Below are 17,508 nucleotides of genomic sequence, written 5' to 3' on the forward strand. Positions count from 1 at the left end.
GGATGACAGTGAACCATGCCAATAAAAAGATTAGGGTTTCCTAAACTTATAATTGTTTTTGGAACAAGACTTAGCCGTCTTGTTCCTTTTTTCATTCTGAATTAGAAGGACTTCACCCTTCTCCACTTGAGAAACACCAAATTGTTAGGTCGAAGTGGCACTAGGCTAAAACGCCCGTCGTATTACAAACACTACCTTTTTAGTGCAATTTAAGTCAAAGCCAATCCTTTCAATACTTTAAAATTTCTTATTAGTTAATCCCTTGACAAGCAATAGTCATAGCGATACAATCAACGTGTTAACCAAGGCTAACAATTTTAAGTGGCCTCTAAATTATACCGAGTTGGGAGTGTGCCTATGAGCGTCAGTGAATCGACAGAAATGTATCTTGAAACTGTATATCTGCTTGAAAAGAATCATGGCCATGCCCATGTTGTTGACATTGCCAAACGTTTAGGTGTCTCTAAACCAAGTGTTTCTAAAGCTATGAAACAGCTTAAGGAAAAAGGTCTTATCAGCAAAGAAGCCTATGGTAGTATCACATTAACAAGTGAAGGCCGATCGCGTTCAGAAAAGATTTACCAAGAACATCAACTCATATCACTTTTTCTTGAACATTCTCTCAATCTTCCACCAGATGAAGCTTCTGAGAATGCATGTAAGATGGAACATATCTTGAGTGATAACATGATTGATTCCATTAAAACTTATTTAAGAGAGAATAATATTGAAGTCAAGCTAAAATGACCCTGGGGGAATTAGAATGGAACATGTATTAAAAAACAAATCAATGACTCAATCTAAATCAACAGGTGGCAGAGCATCAAACCTTTCACAAGCTGAAATAGACGTGGAATATACAATAAAAGAAGTCCGTGCTGATGATGAAGCTCTTAAGAACTTTCTATTCACCCTCGGTTGTTATGAGGGCGAAACTGTGACGGTTATTTCCCAGCTTGCTGAGAACTATGTTATATCTGTTAAAGATGCCCGTTACAGCATCGATCAAGAACTGGCTGAAGCTATCATTATTTAATGATACTTCTTTATGTCATAAAAGTTAGCCCGAGTTAACATCGTGCTAACCACAATATATGCACTTATCTATATCTTTTTTACTTTAAAAGTTAGCCAAAGCTAACAACATTACTTATTTTGTAGGAGGATGTCATGAAAATAGCACTGACGGGAAATCCCAATAGTGGTAAAACCACTTTATTCAATGCCATTACAGGCAAGATTGAACATGTCGGCAACTGGGCAGGTGTTACTGTTGATAAAAAGGAAGGCGAAATCAAGGCCAATATAAATAAAACAGGAACTGCAATAACAGCGGTCGATCTACCCGGGGCCTACTCCATGTCTCCATTCACATCTGAGGAGAGCATTACGAGTGAGTTCGTAAAAAATGAATCTCCAGATGTCATTATTAACATTGTTGATGCAACAAATCTAAGTCGAAGTCTTTTCTTCACAACACAGCTTCTTGAACTTGATATTCCGGTTGTTGTAGCGCTTAACAAGAGTGACCTAACAAAGAAAAAGCAAACGTCCATTGATGTTAAACAATTAAGTGACAAGCTTGGTTGCCCTGTTATTGAAACCATTTCAACAAAGGGGAGCGACAATGGTCTATCAAAGCTTATCACTAAGGCGGTAGAATGTGCGGGTCAGGGGCAAAAATCTCCATTCACATCAAGTTCTGTTGACTTGTCAAGCAAAGCATCCGTTGAAGCTTCTGATAAAAAACGATTCAATTTTGTTAAGAAGATTGTTGCATCTGTTGAAAAACGCAAAATAAGTAGCAGTGCACAAACAAAGCAAGACACAGTGGACAGGATTCTTGCACATAAGGTTCTTGGCCTGCCAATATTCGCAGTCATTATGTGGGCTGTATTCGCAATATCTCAGGAACATCTGGGACCCCTTGTTGCCGACACGCTTGTAGGATGGATTGATGGTCTTTACGCTATGGTTGAAAGCAGCATCGGTGAAAGTGTCTCGCCGATACTCAGTTCTCTCCTTCTTGATGGTATTATAGGTGGTGTTGGGGCTGTTGTTGGTTTCCTTCCCCTTATTATGGTTCTATTCTTCCTTCTAGCCCTTCTTGAAGATTGTGGTTACATGGCAAGAGTTGCGGTTATTATGGATAGATTCTTTAAAAAAGTTGGTCTTTCAGGTAAGTCAATCATTCCAATGGTTATTGGTACAGGTTGTGCTATCCCTGGTGTTATGGCCACTCGAACAATTAAGAACGAAAGACAAAGACGTACAACAGCCATGCTGACACCATTTATGCCATGTGGTGCAAAGCTTCCTGTTATCGCCCTATTTGCAGGTGTATTCTTTGATGACGCCGCTTGGGTTGGAACCTCTATGTACTTTATGGGTATTGCAATTATTATCCTAGGTGCCCTTATGGTGGTTCGCATCACTGGCGAAAAGAATGCACGTTCATTCTTCATCATGGAACTACCTGAATACAGATTCCCAAGCATTAAGCGTGCCACAGTTTCCATGTTCTCACGTGCAAAGGCATTTATCATTAAAGCTGGTACTATCATCTTACTTTGTAATGCTGCTGTTCAAATTATGCAAACCTTCAATTGGAGCTTTGAAGTTGTGGCTGAAGGCGCAGAAAACACAAGCATTCTTGCAAGTTTAGCTTCCCCATTTGCAGTGCTTCTAATCCCACTTGGTTTTGGTGTATGGCAACTTGCAGCAGCTGCAATCACAGGCTTTATAGCAAAAGAAAATGTTGTTGGCACCCTGGCGGTTGTGTATTCAATTACCAACTTCATCGACACAGAAGAACTTGCTGTTGTTGGCGGTCAAGCTGATATTGCAAGCGTTATGGGGCTCACATCTGTTGCAGCCTTAGCTTACCTCATGTTTAACCTCTTCACACCACCATGCTTCGCAGCCATTGGCGCTATGAACTCGGAAATGGAAGATAAGAAGTGGCTGTGGGGCGGCATAGCCTTCCAGTTTGGCATGGGCTATACAGTTGCCTTCATAACATACCAGTTTGGGACGCTTCTAACATCTGGAACACTAGGTGCTGGATTCGTTCCTGGTGGTATTGCAGTGGCAGGCATGATCGCATATGTAGTGTACTTAATGAAAAAAGGTGACGAGAAAGCGACTCTACGAGTTGCATCTCAAAAGGCATAGGTGTTTAATATGGGAAACTTTATTGTAGCTGCTATAATTTTAGCCATTCTATCTCTTTCTATTACTAAAGTGGTTATTGAGAAGAAAAACGGAGCAAAATGTATCGGTTGTCCTCATGGCGGCGGTTCTAAAAGCAGGAGTAAAAACTGCGGCTGCGATGACCCTGTAAACATTGAACTTAAATAAACTTATTGATATTACCCCAGCTTGATTAGAAAACAATCAAGCTGGGGTTTTTTTGAGTTCATGACAGGCACATATTTTCCCTTATTGTGCGCAATATTAGAAAACAGCCCTCCTTAAATATGATCTTCATGAATCTTTAGAAATCCCATACCGCTTGAGTAAACTGGCTTTATAGATCCAAGGTCATAATACTATATAAAAATAGTGATATTTTCATGATTAAAGGAACACCAATACGGTATAAAAGACCTATATAAATAGCTTTCAAAGCTTACTTCCATTCGATCATTTATTATATTTTGGGAATTATACTGAATATTTAGAAGGCATGTAAGAACTGCACTTATTATTTTGAAAGCCTGAACAATCGAAAACCGTACAATTATTAAGGAGGACTTTTATGGGCAAGAAGTTATTTGGAAAATTTGGTTTTACCGACCTTAACTTGGGTTGGAAACTAGGAATAGGTTTTGGACTCATTATTCTACTTTTGCTTGTTGTTGCCTATACAAGCATTACAAATTTTCAGGACATTGCATATCAAGTCGAGATTAAGAACAAGACCACCCAGAGTGAAATGAACCTAGCACTTGCTAGAATAGAACAGGTTCGATTTGAAGCCGATGGTTCTTTTGAAACAGCAGATCTTGTCAACGCATATCTTGATGAGAGTGTGAACCTCGTTTCAGAAGTGGAAACCCTCATGCTTTCTCAAACAAATAGAGAAAATGCCAATAAACTCGTCACTGCCACAGAAAACTTCAGGTCAGAGTTTAACAATTATGTGGCCCTAGAAAACGAAAAGGTTGAACAGGGCATCCAGCGCGCAAACGCTGCTGCAAATACAATTGATGCCATCAGAGAAACCCTTCTTCTTGAAACTGAATACATTCGTGGTCTATCCACGCCTGAGGAAATTCAAGCGGCATTTAGCAACTATAGACTGCTTAAAGAGGTTTTTGACGCTTACATGGAAGTTCGCATTTCTGCCAATAAATTTATTGCAACAGAAAGCGATGTGAATGCGGATTCCCTACGAGTGCATTTACAAGATACCCATAAAACACTCGATACGGTTAAAAGCACATTGAATGACCCTGCCGTACTAGAACAAGTGGACAAGGCCATTGCAGCTTTAGAATTATATGAAACAGCATTTGAAAAATACTACACTCTTGTTCAAGAGCAGCAAACAGAACAAGATGAAATGCGCACCAGCGCTGCGGAAGCTTCAGCTCTGGCCCTTACTATTCAAGAAGGTGTAAACGGATTCATTGCCAACCTCGAAGAAAGCTCTATGAGGGGTAATATTATTATTACAGGACTAGCGCTCGTCCTTGGCATTTTTATCTCCATTTTCATTACCCGTAGCGTTGCAAAACCTATCAACCAGATTAATGAAACCATGGACCACATCGCATCATATGATTTGACACAGCCCTTCCCTGAAGGACTGCTTTCACGAAAAGATGAAATGGGCTCCCTCGCCACTGCCCTTAAGAAAATTCACAATAGCCTTATAGATATTATTAGGAGTCTTGCAGAAAATGCAGAACTTCTATCAGCCTCTTCGCAAGAACTTGCAAGCACCTCCGGTGTAACTGGGGAGTCGTCAACAGAAATTGCTAGAGCGATTACAGAAATAGCCCAAGGTGCCACTGAACAGGCCAAGAGCACAGAAAGCGGTGTCTTTGAAGTAAGTGAATTGGGTGATTTAATAGAAAGCGAACAAGAACTTGTCGGCGAGCTATATACCGCTGCCAAAGAAGTGGATGCTCTCAAAGATGAAGGTCTCGTTGCCATTCAAACACTCATAAATGAAACCAAGAAGAATTCCGAGGCTTCAGATTCTGTATACAACATTATTTTAGATACCAACAACAGTGCGGAGCGCATAGAAGAAGCCAGTCAGATGATTAACAGCATTGCAGATCAAACAAACTTACTCGCTCTTAATGCAGCTATTGAGGCTGCACGTGCAGGTGAATCTGGACGCGGCTTTGCGGTTGTTGCCGATGAAATAAGAGTCTTGGCAGAGCAATCTAGAAAATTCACCAGCGATATTTCTGAAACCATCCAAGACCTTATGGAAAAAGCCAATCAAGCGGTTAAAACAATTGAGTACGCTAAAGAGATTGTTGCCACACAAACCGAGAGTGTGGACACCACAAGTTCTAAGTTCGACGGTATAAAGGTATCTGTCGATAGCATGCAAAGCATAATCGACACAATTAAAGACTCAGGACAGACAATGAACACCAAGAAAAATAGCATTGTCAGTGTGATGGAAAATCTATCATCTATCGCAGAGGAAAATGCTGCTGGTACAGAGGAAGCATCTGCTTCTGTTGAAGAACAGACAGCATCTATTCAAGAAATTTCATCCGCGAGTCAAGAGCTTGCCAGTCTTGCTGAAGTTATGCAGAGTATCGTTGCCAAATTTACAGTTTAGTTCTCCTTAACACCTATAGCTTTCAGTATTAAAGTCCATACTTTAGCGAATCCTCACCATGTCCTATGTGGATATAAAAAATCAAACGTTCTATATACACTATAACGAGGATGTGGACCAGTAATTTTCAAGCACCTAAGGTACAAAAAAGCCCCCAAAAACTTAATTTTGGGGGCTTTATTTATTATATTATGCTAAGATCCAGTTTGATTCACCAAACTTGACATTATTACTCAATCCAGCTGTTAACCAGTTCTTCATTCTCTTCCATCCACTGCTTAGCAACATCAATTGGTTCCATGTCTTCGCTATCAGCGATCATACCCATAAGACCACCAAGTTGCTGGTCATCAAGCATGAATTTTTCTAGGAAAGATGCCACTTCTGGCATGTCTTCTTTAAGACCAACTCTTGCAACTGTATGGATGTTTTCAGCTTCACCAAAGTCACCCTTTGGATCGTCTAGGAACTTAAGGTCCCAACGAGCAAACTTCCAGTGTGGCTTCCAACCAGTTACTGCAACCCACTCGCCTTCATCAACAGCTTTTTTAAGGGCTGCTGTCATCATAGGACCTGATGAAGCCATTAGTTCAATATTAGATAGGTCATAATCAGTAATAACATTTTCAGTGGCCTTCATGATACCAGCACCTGCATCAATACCAACGATTTGACCATCAAACTTATCAGCATTGGCATTCATTTCTTCGATCGAGTCAATATCCACATACGATGGCACAACAAGACCAATTTTTGCACCTTCAAAGTTATGACCTAAATCAACCAGTTTTTCACCGTATTCTTCCATGTATGTTTCATGTGTCAGTGGTAGCCAAGCATCCATAAATGCATCATAATCACCAGATGCCACCGATGCGAAAATTGGTGCCACATCAGCCACGGTAATTTCTACTGAATAGCCCATTTTCTCTTCAAGAACGGCTTTGGCAAGGTTTGTCATTGCAATACCTTCAGCCCAGTTCACTGCACCTAATTTAACTTCTTTACTTTCAGCAGCGCCTGAATCACCTGTTCCGCCAGCACAACCAGCCAGAACCATAGCCAGCACTACCATAATCATTCCTAATGATAAAAACCTCTTCATATAAATCCTCCTTTTAATTTTCCATTTCTCTATTTTGACCTAGAGAGTGTGTGAGTCTATCAAGAATCATAGCCAGTATAACTATAGACAGACCACTCTCAAAACCCTTACCTATGTTAAGTTGTGTAATACCGTTGTATACTTCAAGGCCAAGACCCTTAGCACCAATCATTGCTGATATAACAACCATTGATAATGCAAGCATGATGGTTTGATTAAGACCAGCTAAAATGGTCGGCATAGCCAGTGGCAATTGAACTTTATAAAGCAACTGTTTCTGCGTACAACCAAATGAAAGGGCTGCCTCAATAACCTCCTCCGGCACTTGACGAATACCAAGATTGGTTAGTCGTACCGCTGGTGGCATTGAGAATATAATTGTTGAAATAACCCCTGGCACAGTCCCAAGATTGAAGAACAATACTGCCGGGATCAAATAAACATACGCCGGCATTGTCTGCATGAAGTCAAGGATAGGACGAACCACCTGGTTGACATTTTCATTGCGGGCAGACCAAATGCCTGTTGGCACACCAATAAGAAGAGCAATCATTGTTGATATGAGTACCATCGAAAGGGTAATCATAGTCTTGTCCCAGTACCCCATTAAATATATGAGCCCCAGGCCAAGAACAGTCATAACAGCCATTCTATTACTTACAAATTTAAATGCAATAAAGGCTACAAAAATAATAAGTACAAAAGCAGGAATAATTGCAAGACCTGCGTAAGTCACATCAACAAGTGACTCAATAATTAATTTAATAAATGACCATAAAGGCTTTAAGTTGACCTGCATCCAGTCAACAATATGTTCAAAACCTTCTCCAATTCTAATAATATCCATAAGCACCTCCTAATACAGATTTTTAATGATTGTTGCACGAGTGACTATACCCTTAAACACATTATTCTCATCGAGAACCACAATTGGGTGCTTTGAATCCCCTGCATATGGCAACAACTCATTGATATAAGCATCTGGCGATGTCTTATGAAGCACATCATCACGAATGACTTCTCGAATGTCCTTGTCTGTTTCTTTCTTGGCTTCAATGGCCTCATCAAGGACCACAACGCCCAAGTATTTACGTTCTTTATCAAGCATAATAATTAGATCTTCATCATGCTCTTCCATAACACGTATTGCAGTACGAAGACCAGCTTTAGGGCGCAGTGTTTCAAATGGCTTTTTCATTGCCGTTTCTGCTGTAATAACCTTAGCTCTGTTGACTTCCTTAACAAACTCTTCTACGTATAAGCTTGCAGGATTCATAAGAATTTCCTCAGGTGTACCAATTTGTACCACAGCGCCATCCTTCATTATGGCGATACGGTCACCAAGTTTAAGCGCTTCGTCAAGGTCATGGGTAATAAAGATAATTGTCTTTTTCATTTGATCTTGCAGATCCAGGATTTCATCTTGCATTTGCTTTCTGATAAGTGGATCAAGGGCGCTAAACGCCTCGTCCATAAGAATGATATCTGGGTCGTTTGCCAGGGCACGTGCGAGACCAACACGCTGCTGCATACCACCACTGAGTGCATTTGGATATGATTCCTCGTAGCCGCCTAGACCAACGAGTTCGATACTTGATTTTGCTTTTACCTTGGCATCTTCTGAAACAACGCCCTGAACATCCAGGCCAAACGTTACATTGTCAAGGACTGACTTATGCGGTAGAAGACCAAAGTTTTGGAATACCATTGATATTTTATTTCTTCTGATCTGAATCAGTTCATCCCTTTTAGCCTTAAGAACGTCTTCATCATCGATCAAGACTTCACCTGATGTGGGTTCAATCAAACGGTTTAAACAACGAACCAGCGTTGACTTACCACTCCCTGAAAGTCCCATGATGACAAACAGTTCACCTTCTTCAATATCCATTGATGCGTTATACACACCAACTGTATGGCCAGTTTTTTCAAGAATTTCTAGTTTTGAAACACCTTGTTTTACAAGTTTCAAAGCACTTTTGGGTTTTGGACCAAAAATTTTCCCTAGATTTCTAATCGATACTTTTGCCATAGACACCTCCTAATTACATAGTGTTTTAGCTATCCTCTTTTGTCTCTTTTGCATCTCAATGGTTGGATCTTTGCATACATTCCTTATTACAATGACATTCAAACTCAACGCAATCTATTCGATTGGTACATACCCCAATTGATGACCATTAAAATTGAATTAACAATCCAATAAAAAAAGCACCCTAATTCCGTCATTTGACAGAATTAGAGTGCCTATACTTCGCTCGTAAGCTCGCATTACACCATCAACGTATTGATAGTATAGTCCATGACCCATTAGATCCTGGACAGACCCCAGTTCTATTCGTATCCTAGTTTTTCATCCACTTTTTCATATGAACTTTGCATGCTCAAACAATTCTGCGACCCCTCGAACGCATCAAGGTGCATAACTGATCTTACATGCATATTACTCAAATGGATTACTTCACCTACCTTATAATTATATCGAAAATAAGTCCTGAAGTCAATTACAGGGCATGGGCAAACGTTTTTTTGTACATTAAATATGTATAACGATCAAATTATTTATTTCATTTTGTAAACAAAATCTCATTCTAAATCCAGGTCGAAAAAACATCTAAAAACAATGGTTTTTCAATGTTTATCAATTGTTTTATGTCTTTTTTTCAAAGTGTAATAATTTTCACCCCATTGAAACACAAGGCATCAATTCCATACGATAAAAAATTTTTTTAATTTTTTGTATCATCAACCCTATGTATACAATAATTTCACCTTAATGTTTTTTTCATTAAAATCGTATTCTTCAAAGGCTTGTAGGGTGTCTCTACGAAATAACCATGTCTCTTATGAAACTGAATGGTATTTTCAAACTTCATGGATTCAATAAAAACCTCTGATACACCGATGCTTTTCAGGTAGGCCTCCCGCTCAGAAACAATAAAATTCGCAAGGCCTTGCCCTCTATAGTCAGGGTGCACATGTAGGGATTTGGCGAAGCATCTCCCGTCCTGTCGTTTTAAAAACCCACAAGCAATTAGACGAGTGCCGTCATAAACACACACAAGAAAAGAGGTCACAATTAAGGTCTGTGTGGCTTCCAAGGTCTTATTGGCCTTTAAACGCATCAGGGCTTCCTGGCTATAGGCTCCATCGTTTGACGCTTCAATGTTCATGACCACTAGGTCAGTAATGTCCTCCGCCAAGGAAAGATAGGTCTCCAGAAAATGGTCTCCACTGGAGGACATGGCGTCAGGATCGTCTTTGAAATTATCAATAAAATGAATGGTATAGTCGCGCTTCATCATTCAAACCGCCCAAATCTAATCTTTAAATACTTAAAGAGTTCAGAAGCCACATCCACATCACAGCAGGATTCCAGTCCTTTAAAACCCGGAGATGAGTTGATTTCGCAAATTTTGTAGTGTTCCTCATCAAAGAGTAAATCCACCCCCGCTATGTCTAATCCTGTCACACGACAAGCTTCGGTGGCAAGCCACTCAATTTCAGGTGTGAGATCAAACTGAGTCGGTACAGCGCCACTGGATACATTGGCCTTAAACATTTCACCTTGGGCTTCACGTTTCATGCATGCAATTGGCCTGCCTCCCACCACAAGGACCCTCAAGTCTTTTCCATGGCTGTCTGCTATGAATTCCTGAATAATTATATTAACCTTGGCATTGGTCACTTCAATAAGCTCCATAATATTTGAAAACTCTTTACGCGTGCTTGCTAGGAAGACGCCCTTGCCCTGAGTCCCTGATATGGTTTTTATGACAGCAGGAAAACCAATGTTTTTCTCCACATAGTCAATATTGACCGGGAATTTTGCCAGCATGGTCTTGGGCACAGGCAAGTTGTTTTCAGCTAGTATTTGGTGTGTATAGAGTTTATCTTTAACAATTTCTATGGGATGAGATGAGTTAATACAAGGCACTCCAAGCCTTTCAAGATGCCTAATTACAGCGAGAGCAAAGTATGTGGTTCCCGCACCCATTCTTGGGAGTACGAAATCTGGTAGGGTGGTTGTGTTGCCATCTATGGTTATGCTCCGCCTGTTTTGACTTGTAACAAGCAAGTCAAATTGTTCTGGTTTTAGGACGGTCAGTTCAATTCCACTGTCCTTGGCACTCTCCACAATACGGTCCACTTCAAATCTTTCTGACACAATCTCTGCATCATTCTCTCTGTAAATAATCCAGCCCTTCATATCCCGCTCCTTTTATATATCATCCATACAATCAGTTATATACGCTTAATAGAGTTACATATTCCAAAATAAATCCAGAAAAACCACTGTATACACTTCTAGATACGGTATTGAATATATGCGGATTTCTTGCGAAAATCAATATAATTATTTTTATGTTGCAAGGGTCATATATATTGACAAAAGCCACTGCTTGTAAACCTTTTATATAGAGTTTCAAAGCTAGACTTTCAGTCCCAGTCGAGACCGATACCGTTTCAATGCATACACCCCTTACTGGCTTTTCCCCCCCACTTCAACCCCAAAAAAATTAGAGGTTTTTTACAAGATAAACTTGGAATATCATATCCTCCCATCGTGTTAAAATGAGAGGAATCCGGGTAAATAAAACATGTTTGCATATAGAATTGGAGGTAATTATGATAATTTCCGATCCCTTTAACATACTCCGTGGGAAAAAAACCTACAAGGGAGACCCCCCAGGAACTGTCGTTTATACAGGTGAACACAGTGGGGTTAAAACGAAAATTGAATGCCTTGTTTACAACAGGGAAAGTCTTCGTCACAAGGCGATTGAAAATATTGAACCGCCCTTCGACAAGGCCTATACATACTGGTTTAACATTGTTGGTTTAAATGATATAGACACCATAAAATCCATTGGACAGATTTTTGATATACATCATATGGACCTGGAAGACATCGTTCACGTTTCACAATGGAGCAAAATAGAAAAGAAGCATCATTACTTGTTCGGAATACTTAAAATGATCTATCAGGAAGATAAAAAGATTGTTCATGAACATTTGGCCATCCTTCATAAAGACAACGTCATCGTGACCTTTCAGGAGACTCCAGGGGATGTTTTTGATGAAGTAAGGAGTCGCATTAGTAAAATGCATGGTCGCATTCGTGAAAAAGGGAGCGACTACCTCTTTTACACCCTGCTCGATGCCCTTATAGATGAGTATTTTCCAATCATCAATAGAATCTCCTCCGATTTCAAAGACTTAGAACTTAAGATTCTTGACAATGACCTGTCTGGGAAAGAAGAGCTTTATAAACTTAGAAAAGAACTTGTTTATCTCATAAATTCAACCGCACCTATAAAAGATGCGGTTAAAAGTTTGGTGACCAGCACAGCTTCAGATCCTTACCAAAAGGAACTTGCCCCCTACTACGGAGACTTGCTGGAACACATTAATCAAATTTTGGAATCACTCCATGCCTATAAGGAAATGACCAAGAGTTTACACGAAATGCATATGTCAAATGTCAGCAATGACATGAACGAAATTATGATGACACTGACCATATTTTCAGCTATATTCATTCCCTTGTCATTCCTTGCCGGGGTCTTTGGTATGAACTTTTCCCATATCCCCGGACTCGATGTTCATTTTGCTTTTTATATTTTCATAGCCGTCTGCTTTATCACAGCGTCAGGCATGCTCCTCTTTTTTAAACACAAAAAGTGGTACTAAGCATACTTACTTATTCAGACAAATTCTTAGGCAGTTCACGGCCCTCTCGCTCTTCTATGATGAGTTCAAACGACAGGGTTCCAGTGAACTGCTCTAAAAATGCCTCTGCGGCCTGCTTGCTTTCAAACTGACCGAGCTCCAGCACAAACTGGTCATTAGAATCTTTCAAAATTCTATATGTGTCCAGTTTGCCCTCAAGCTCGAGCCTGAACAACTCTTCCTCCAGGTGGCCAAAGGTCTCAGAGTATACGTAGGAGTGAGAACGAACAGTGTATAAAACATTTGGCTCTGGTCTTTCAGAAGATAGAGGCGTTACAGAAACGGATAAACCTGCTGGCTCAGCAATTTCTGTCACTTGTACCTCTACAGGTTCTTCAAATACTATGTTAAAGCGAATAAGGGAATCATCTAATGTCATTAATCTATAGATATCCTTAACAGACGAGAGGTCCTTAATCGCAGTGAAATATTCCTGGGCAGAAATCATCCGGGCTCCACCCACATCAAACTGAAGAACATGAGGGTTTTCAAAAACTTCAATATTATATGCCGGCGCATCAGACTGGCCTGCTCCCCCTTGATTAAAGTGAATAATAAAGGATTCTGTTTCACCAGACTTTAAAACCTGCATAGAACTTATGTCTGTACCATCTGTTCGCTGACCGCCCTTAGCCTGACCATCTACAAACTGCAATATTTCCACCACACGTCCCAGAACAGGAACTTCACTTAAAGCTTGGGCAAAGCTAGGCGAAACATTCACGGCCACAGTTAATGAAGAAATAGCAATAAGCAGACACGCCGCCACATAAGCCGACCAGTGCTTGACCTTGTTTTTTAACCGAAGTTTTTCACCACGGTCTAGTCCTAGACTTATGGCTTCATCTATTTCAAAGGGGATTTCTATTTCTGCATACTGTCTTTCTAGTATTTCCAGATCATGATTTAGGGTTTTACTCGTCATCATCCATCGCCTCCTCATAATTTATACGCATTTTTTTCAGGGCCCTATAAAGGCTTGTCTTTGTTGTGTTCAGGGGTAAATCCACTGATTTTGCCACATCTTCTAGCTTATAATCTTCAAAAAAGCGGAGTATTATTATGGCCTGTTCCTTTTCGCTTAAAAGACTGAGCGTGTCCATTAAATCAAGTTTATCCTCCACTTGTTCTTCATATGGGGGCGCCTTTTGTCCATCTTCTAAAACATTTTCCACATCACCTGAGGGCTGAAATCTTTTTTTGAGTTTGAGCTCATTGATAGATGTGTTTATTACAATGCGAACAAACCACGTCTTCATATGCTCGGTTTCTTTTAGCTTTTCAAGGGATGCATAGGCCTTGCACACACTTTCTTGTATGGCATCGAGGGCATCATGCTCATTCTTCATGTAACTATAGGCTATTCTATAGAACTGGTCCTTGTAGGCCTCTAACATTTCTACAAAAAGGTCTTCTTTATTGGGTTCTTTCTTTATAAACGGTATGGAAAACACTCTACCACCTCATTTGCAGTCATCTACCGTGTACTGATCTAGTCCATTTCACTTTTTTCTCTTCACTTATTAGACATATATCCCCTTTAAATAGTTTCACAAAATCATTTTTTCGTTGGTCTATACGTTAATTTGATCTTCATAGTCACAGATCAGTCCAGAATTCTCTATCACGAACGAGACAGGATGACATGAGCTTTACTATTATGTTAATTTAAGGAAGTTAAAAGCACAATAATTCTTATATGATACTTTGCAAGACACTTAAATGTCGTCAAAGCACCCGTAAATAAACAGATTTTCTTGCTCTCAATAAGATAGAGCTTGAACGAAAATATTTAGAGCGCATGAAGAAATAGCGTCTTGCATCATTAATGACTCAGTACTGGAGGGCACACTTATGTTTCTATTTGAATCCATGCCGTGGTATGCGGCAGCAATGGGCATTACTGTATTATTAGGCCTCATATTTATTAATGAAATAACACGTCGGAGCAAGCACTTGGCAATACTTACCTACTTTATTATTCCTCTTGTCTGTACCTTCTTTTTATGGCCTAAAACATCTGGACCTGGAACACCTATGGGCTATTGGTTTCCTTGGGTAAAAACATACTCTGTATTAGCAGGGGTTCTTGGTTTCATGGCCTTGAGATATATTCCCGGCCTGGATAAAAACAAGTTGATGCTCATATTCCCACCGCTCATACTTTCCATTAATATTCTCGAAGCTGTTTTTAGAGATTTTCAGTGTTATGACTATAATGGCATCGTCGATGGTATTTTTATACAGGGCGGTATTTGGAACATCATGAATGGTCTTGCTGGCATACTGAGTATTGTTACCATTTCAGGCTGGTACGGTATTTTCATTGGAAAGGATAAAAACAAGGATATGCTTTGGCCGGATCAATTGTGGTTCTGGATCATTGCCTATGATTTATGGAATTTCGCTTATGTCTACAACTGTATTCCTGACCATTCTTTCTACTCAGGCGCTGTTTTACTTCTATCATGTACAATTCCTGCCTTCTTCATAAAAAAAGGGGCTTGGTTGCAGCACAGGGCACAAACCCTAGCCCTATGGGCCATGTTCTCGCTAACCATGCCCTACTTTGCTGATACATCTATATTTGCTGTAAAGTCATCACACAGTACGACTGCGCTAATAGCCGTTAGCGCCTTAGCACTGGCATCGAATGTAGCAGTGTTCATCTATCAATTCAGACGAGTCTTCAAGTTTAAACTCAATCCACTTAAGGATGAAATCTTCACAGACCTTAATGCATACAAGGAAATTGTTGAAAAGAACAAGCCGTCTCTTAAAGGGTCTAAATCTGATAAAAGCAAATCCGTCGCTTAAAAAGACCCATGCGCTCTTATTTAAATAATAAGAGAATAAAACTTTTTTAAAATTTTTAAATCTAAATGAAACTTTCTTAGTGGTATGATTGTCTAATGGTTGATGAGAATAAAACTAAAGGTATACCAGGAGGAAAACAATGAACAAAAAGCTACTCGCCTTGGCGCTATCTGTAGCCCTTATAGGAACAGGCTGCGCAGGGCAAAACAACAACAATCAGGCTTCAGATGAAAATGCATCTACAGAAACCGGTACGGTTGTTATCGATTCTGATGAAACAGAAATGGAAAACAATGATGGAACAGAAGAAGTCGAGAATAACGACATTATAAAAACAGCTACAAAGATGCTTGGTATGACAAGCGAAGAGTCCGCTCAGATTTTAGAGGGAGGGGAAGACCTTTATTCTGCTAATGGTGAGTTCTTTATTGGAAGAGAATACAAGGTGAATGCACTTGGCATAGACACATCTTTGTTTACATCATTTAGGGATGATGATGTGATTAACAGCATTAGCATGCACCTAGGCGAAGACAATTTTGAAGACATGAAAGCCCAACTGGTGGAAAAACTCGGTCAACCGACAGAGGTCAATGACACACCTTCAGAAGCTGGCTATACAAACATCATGTGGAATCTTGATGGCAAGCTTATGTACTTATACAAGGGCTACGGGACTGTTGATCTACAACTGATTCTTCCAGATGCCCCAAGTCAATCAAAGGTGGACCCTGCCCTGGAAGATACCCTTCCAGATACAATCACACCTGTTCTAGCAGAGACAAAACCCTACCCAGCACTACGTGACTATATTATTGAGGCCTTTGAAATTCCAGAGGACTACTATGCAAAGACAAAATACTACTATAATTTCGTTGATCTGAATAGTGATGGAAACAACGAGGTTTTCGCTGTGGTTGTTGGCCCATATACAAGTGGCACTGGTGGCAGTTCAGCTCTTATAGCTTATGAATTTGAAGGGGAAATACGACCTATTCACACTTTCACTTTAATCAATACCCCTATCATAATCGATAGCGAACCCACGAAGGGCATGAAGGACATTATAGCCCATCGTCATGGGGGTGGTGCCACACCAGCTTATGTCAGACTAACACCAATTGAAACTGAGTACCCAAGCGTAAACTCAGGCGTGGTGATTGAATCCCTTGAAGGTATTAAGGGGCGTGCTATTATTGCCAACGACCTTCTTCATGACATTGAAACGGGCTCTTTCTTAACACTGGAATAAGGACAAGTGGAGAAAGACTCAAACTTTTTCACTTTATGTCCCTAAAGAAAGACGAGAAGTTGTCGATATTTTTTGTGGGTGCATCAATGGGTTGATTGCTTTGGACAAAGAACTATATACATCTGGATAAGACCCAGGCACAGTCCACTTGAAAGGAGCCTATATGAGAGTCACAACAGGCATGATGCAAGCATCTCAGCGACAAATGTTTGAGAGCGAAACTTATACTAAGTACATAAAAAACCACAGGGACAAAGAAGATGATGAAAAAAAATCTTCTGAAACGGAAAGTGAGACCATGCTCACAGAAAATATCGTTCTTGTGGAAAGTGAGGATTCTTTCCGAGTTGAGCAAATCGATGCGTCGGATGAAAGAAAAATTCTACATGAAGTGGATCTTGATTCTGACTACGGAAAAGAACTAAAAAAGCTCACTAAAAGACCAGAAACAAGTACAGTCGAAAATGAATTTTCAAAACTCAATCGGTCTATCAAGTCAATGAGTTTATCTGACTATATTTAGGACGATCACTGGATAATGTCTCATTTTCAACTTGTTACGTGAGGTATTTGCAAAATTACAGATTCACGCCCTCCTTTTACCATATATAATTTTTTGATTCTTAAATATAAATTTATGGTTTGATCAGGGTTCTTGAATGATTCTTTGCAAGTCGCTTACGTACAAACTTTAATTTAAAATCACAATAAAAATAAACTTAGCACTCATTCAGTGTCAGGTCTCCTGTCATTGATGAGTGCTGTTTTTATACTCATTTATTCAACTAT

At 39.9% G+C, this 17,508-nt stretch carries 16 protein-coding genes; 9 read left to right on the top strand and 7 right to left on the bottom strand.

All coding sequences use genetic code 11. The features are described from left to right. Positions 1–357: 357 nt before the first annotated feature. The 5 genes from ACQ4KW_RS20910 to ACQ4KW_RS20930 all read left to right on the top strand — a co-directional run bounded on the left by ACQ4KW_RS20910 (position 358) and on the right by ACQ4KW_RS20930 (position 5,812). The gene (locus tag ACQ4KW_RS20910; protein ID WP_430884375.1) at positions 358–747 is read left to right on the top strand and encodes a metal-dependent transcriptional regulator; all 390 of its coding nucleotides are present in this window, start codon (positions 358–360) and stop codon (positions 745–747) included. A 16-nt stretch (positions 748–763) separates the two neighbouring features. Next, positions 764–1,036 carry a FeoA family protein gene (locus ACQ4KW_RS20915; RefSeq protein WP_430884376.1) on the top strand — a complete coding sequence of 91 codons (273 nt, stop codon included), beginning with the start codon at positions 764–766 and terminating at the stop codon, positions 1,034–1,036. A gap of 134 nt (positions 1,037–1,170) precedes the next feature. Then, a complete protein-coding gene (gene feoB, locus ACQ4KW_RS20920) occupies positions 1,171–3,174 on the top strand; it encodes a ferrous iron transport protein B (RefSeq protein ID WP_430884377.1) in 2,004 nt (667 codons plus the stop codon). A gap of 9 nt (positions 3,175–3,183) precedes the next feature. Further along, a complete protein-coding gene (locus tag ACQ4KW_RS20925) occupies positions 3,184–3,360 on the top strand; it encodes a hypothetical protein (RefSeq protein WP_430884378.1) in 177 nt (58 codons plus the stop codon). A gap of 400 nt (positions 3,361–3,760) precedes the next feature. After that, entirely contained in the window at positions 3,761–5,812 is a 2,052-nt protein-coding gene (locus ACQ4KW_RS20930; protein WP_430884379.1) for a methyl-accepting chemotaxis protein, read from the top strand. 229 nt (positions 5,813–6,041) lie between these two features. Here the strand turns inward: ACQ4KW_RS20930 and ACQ4KW_RS20935 are convergent, their stop codons facing one another. The 5 genes from ACQ4KW_RS20935 to ACQ4KW_RS20955 all read right to left on the bottom strand — a co-directional run bounded on the left by ACQ4KW_RS20935 (position 6,042) and on the right by ACQ4KW_RS20955 (position 11,127). Further along, positions 6,042–6,917 carry a glycine betaine ABC transporter substrate-binding protein gene (locus ACQ4KW_RS20935; RefSeq protein ID WP_430884380.1) on the bottom strand — a complete coding sequence of 292 codons (876 nt, stop codon included), beginning with the start codon at positions 6,915–6,917 and terminating at the stop codon, positions 6,042–6,044. A gap of 13 nt (positions 6,918–6,930) precedes the next feature. Continuing rightward, on the bottom strand, positions 6,931–7,764 hold the full coding sequence (locus ACQ4KW_RS20940) for an ABC transporter permease (RefSeq protein ID WP_430884381.1): 834 nt from the start codon (positions 7,762–7,764) through the stop codon (positions 6,931–6,933). A 9-nt stretch (positions 7,765–7,773) separates the two neighbouring features. Beyond that, positions 7,774–8,949 (bottom strand): quaternary amine ABC transporter ATP-binding protein, encoded by a 1,176-nt coding sequence (locus ACQ4KW_RS20945; protein WP_430884382.1) that lies wholly within the window; start codon positions 8,947–8,949, stop codon positions 7,774–7,776. Positions 8,950–9,685: 736 nt separating this feature from the next. Further along, the gene (locus tag ACQ4KW_RS20950; RefSeq protein ID WP_430884383.1) at positions 9,686–10,222 is read right to left on the bottom strand and encodes a GNAT family N-acetyltransferase; all 537 of its coding nucleotides are present in this window, start codon (positions 10,220–10,222) and stop codon (positions 9,686–9,688) included. Continuing rightward, positions 10,219–11,127 (bottom strand): ATP-grasp domain-containing protein, encoded by a 909-nt coding sequence (locus ACQ4KW_RS20955; RefSeq protein ID WP_430884384.1) that lies wholly within the window; start codon positions 11,125–11,127, stop codon positions 10,219–10,221. Before ACQ4KW_RS20955 ends, ACQ4KW_RS20950 begins: the two co-directional genes overlap by 4 nt. Before the next feature lie 419 nt (positions 11,128–11,546). On the opposite strand from ACQ4KW_RS20955, the gene corA reads away from it, so the two are divergent. Further along, a complete protein-coding gene (gene corA / locus ACQ4KW_RS20960) occupies positions 11,547–12,611 on the top strand; it encodes a magnesium/cobalt transporter CorA (protein ID WP_430884385.1) in 1,065 nt (354 codons plus the stop codon). Between the two features lie 10 nt (positions 12,612–12,621). Here the strand turns inward: corA and ACQ4KW_RS20965 are convergent, their stop codons facing one another. Together ACQ4KW_RS20965 and ACQ4KW_RS20970 are read right to left on the bottom strand one after the other, a co-directional pair. After that, the gene (locus ACQ4KW_RS20965) at positions 12,622–13,578 is read right to left on the bottom strand and encodes a DUF4179 domain-containing protein (RefSeq protein ID WP_430884386.1); all 957 of its coding nucleotides are present in this window, start codon (positions 13,576–13,578) and stop codon (positions 12,622–12,624) included. Then, positions 13,565–14,104 carry a sigma-70 family RNA polymerase sigma factor gene (locus ACQ4KW_RS20970; RefSeq protein WP_430884387.1) on the bottom strand — a complete coding sequence of 180 codons (540 nt, stop codon included), beginning with the start codon at positions 14,102–14,104 and terminating at the stop codon, positions 13,565–13,567. The genes ACQ4KW_RS20965 and ACQ4KW_RS20970 overlap by 14 nt, the downstream gene beginning before the upstream one ends. Before the next feature lie 400 nt (positions 14,105–14,504). On the opposite strand from ACQ4KW_RS20970, the gene ACQ4KW_RS20975 reads away from it, so the two are divergent. The 3 genes from ACQ4KW_RS20975 (at position 14,505) to ACQ4KW_RS20985 (ending at position 17,242) form a co-directional block, all read left to right on the top strand. Beyond that, positions 14,505–15,467 carry a DUF5692 family protein gene (locus ACQ4KW_RS20975; RefSeq protein ID WP_430884388.1) on the top strand — a complete coding sequence of 321 codons (963 nt, stop codon included), beginning with the start codon at positions 14,505–14,507 and terminating at the stop codon, positions 15,465–15,467. 139 nt (positions 15,468–15,606) lie between these two features. Continuing rightward, positions 15,607–16,719 (top strand): hypothetical protein, encoded by a 1,113-nt coding sequence (locus ACQ4KW_RS20980; RefSeq protein WP_430884389.1) that lies wholly within the window; start codon positions 15,607–15,609, stop codon positions 16,717–16,719. Positions 16,720–16,882: 163 nt separating this feature from the next. Then, positions 16,883–17,242: a hypothetical protein gene (locus ACQ4KW_RS20985; RefSeq protein WP_430884390.1), complete on the top strand. Its 360-nt coding sequence runs from the start codon at positions 16,883–16,885 to the stop codon at positions 17,240–17,242. Positions 17,243–17,508: the final 266 nt, after the last annotated feature.

The sequence above is a fragment of the Tianxiuia mixotrophica genome, from assembly GCF_050596425.1.
In the GTDB taxonomy this organism is placed as follows: domain Bacteria; phylum Bacillota; class Clostridia; order Peptostreptococcales; family Acidaminobacteraceae.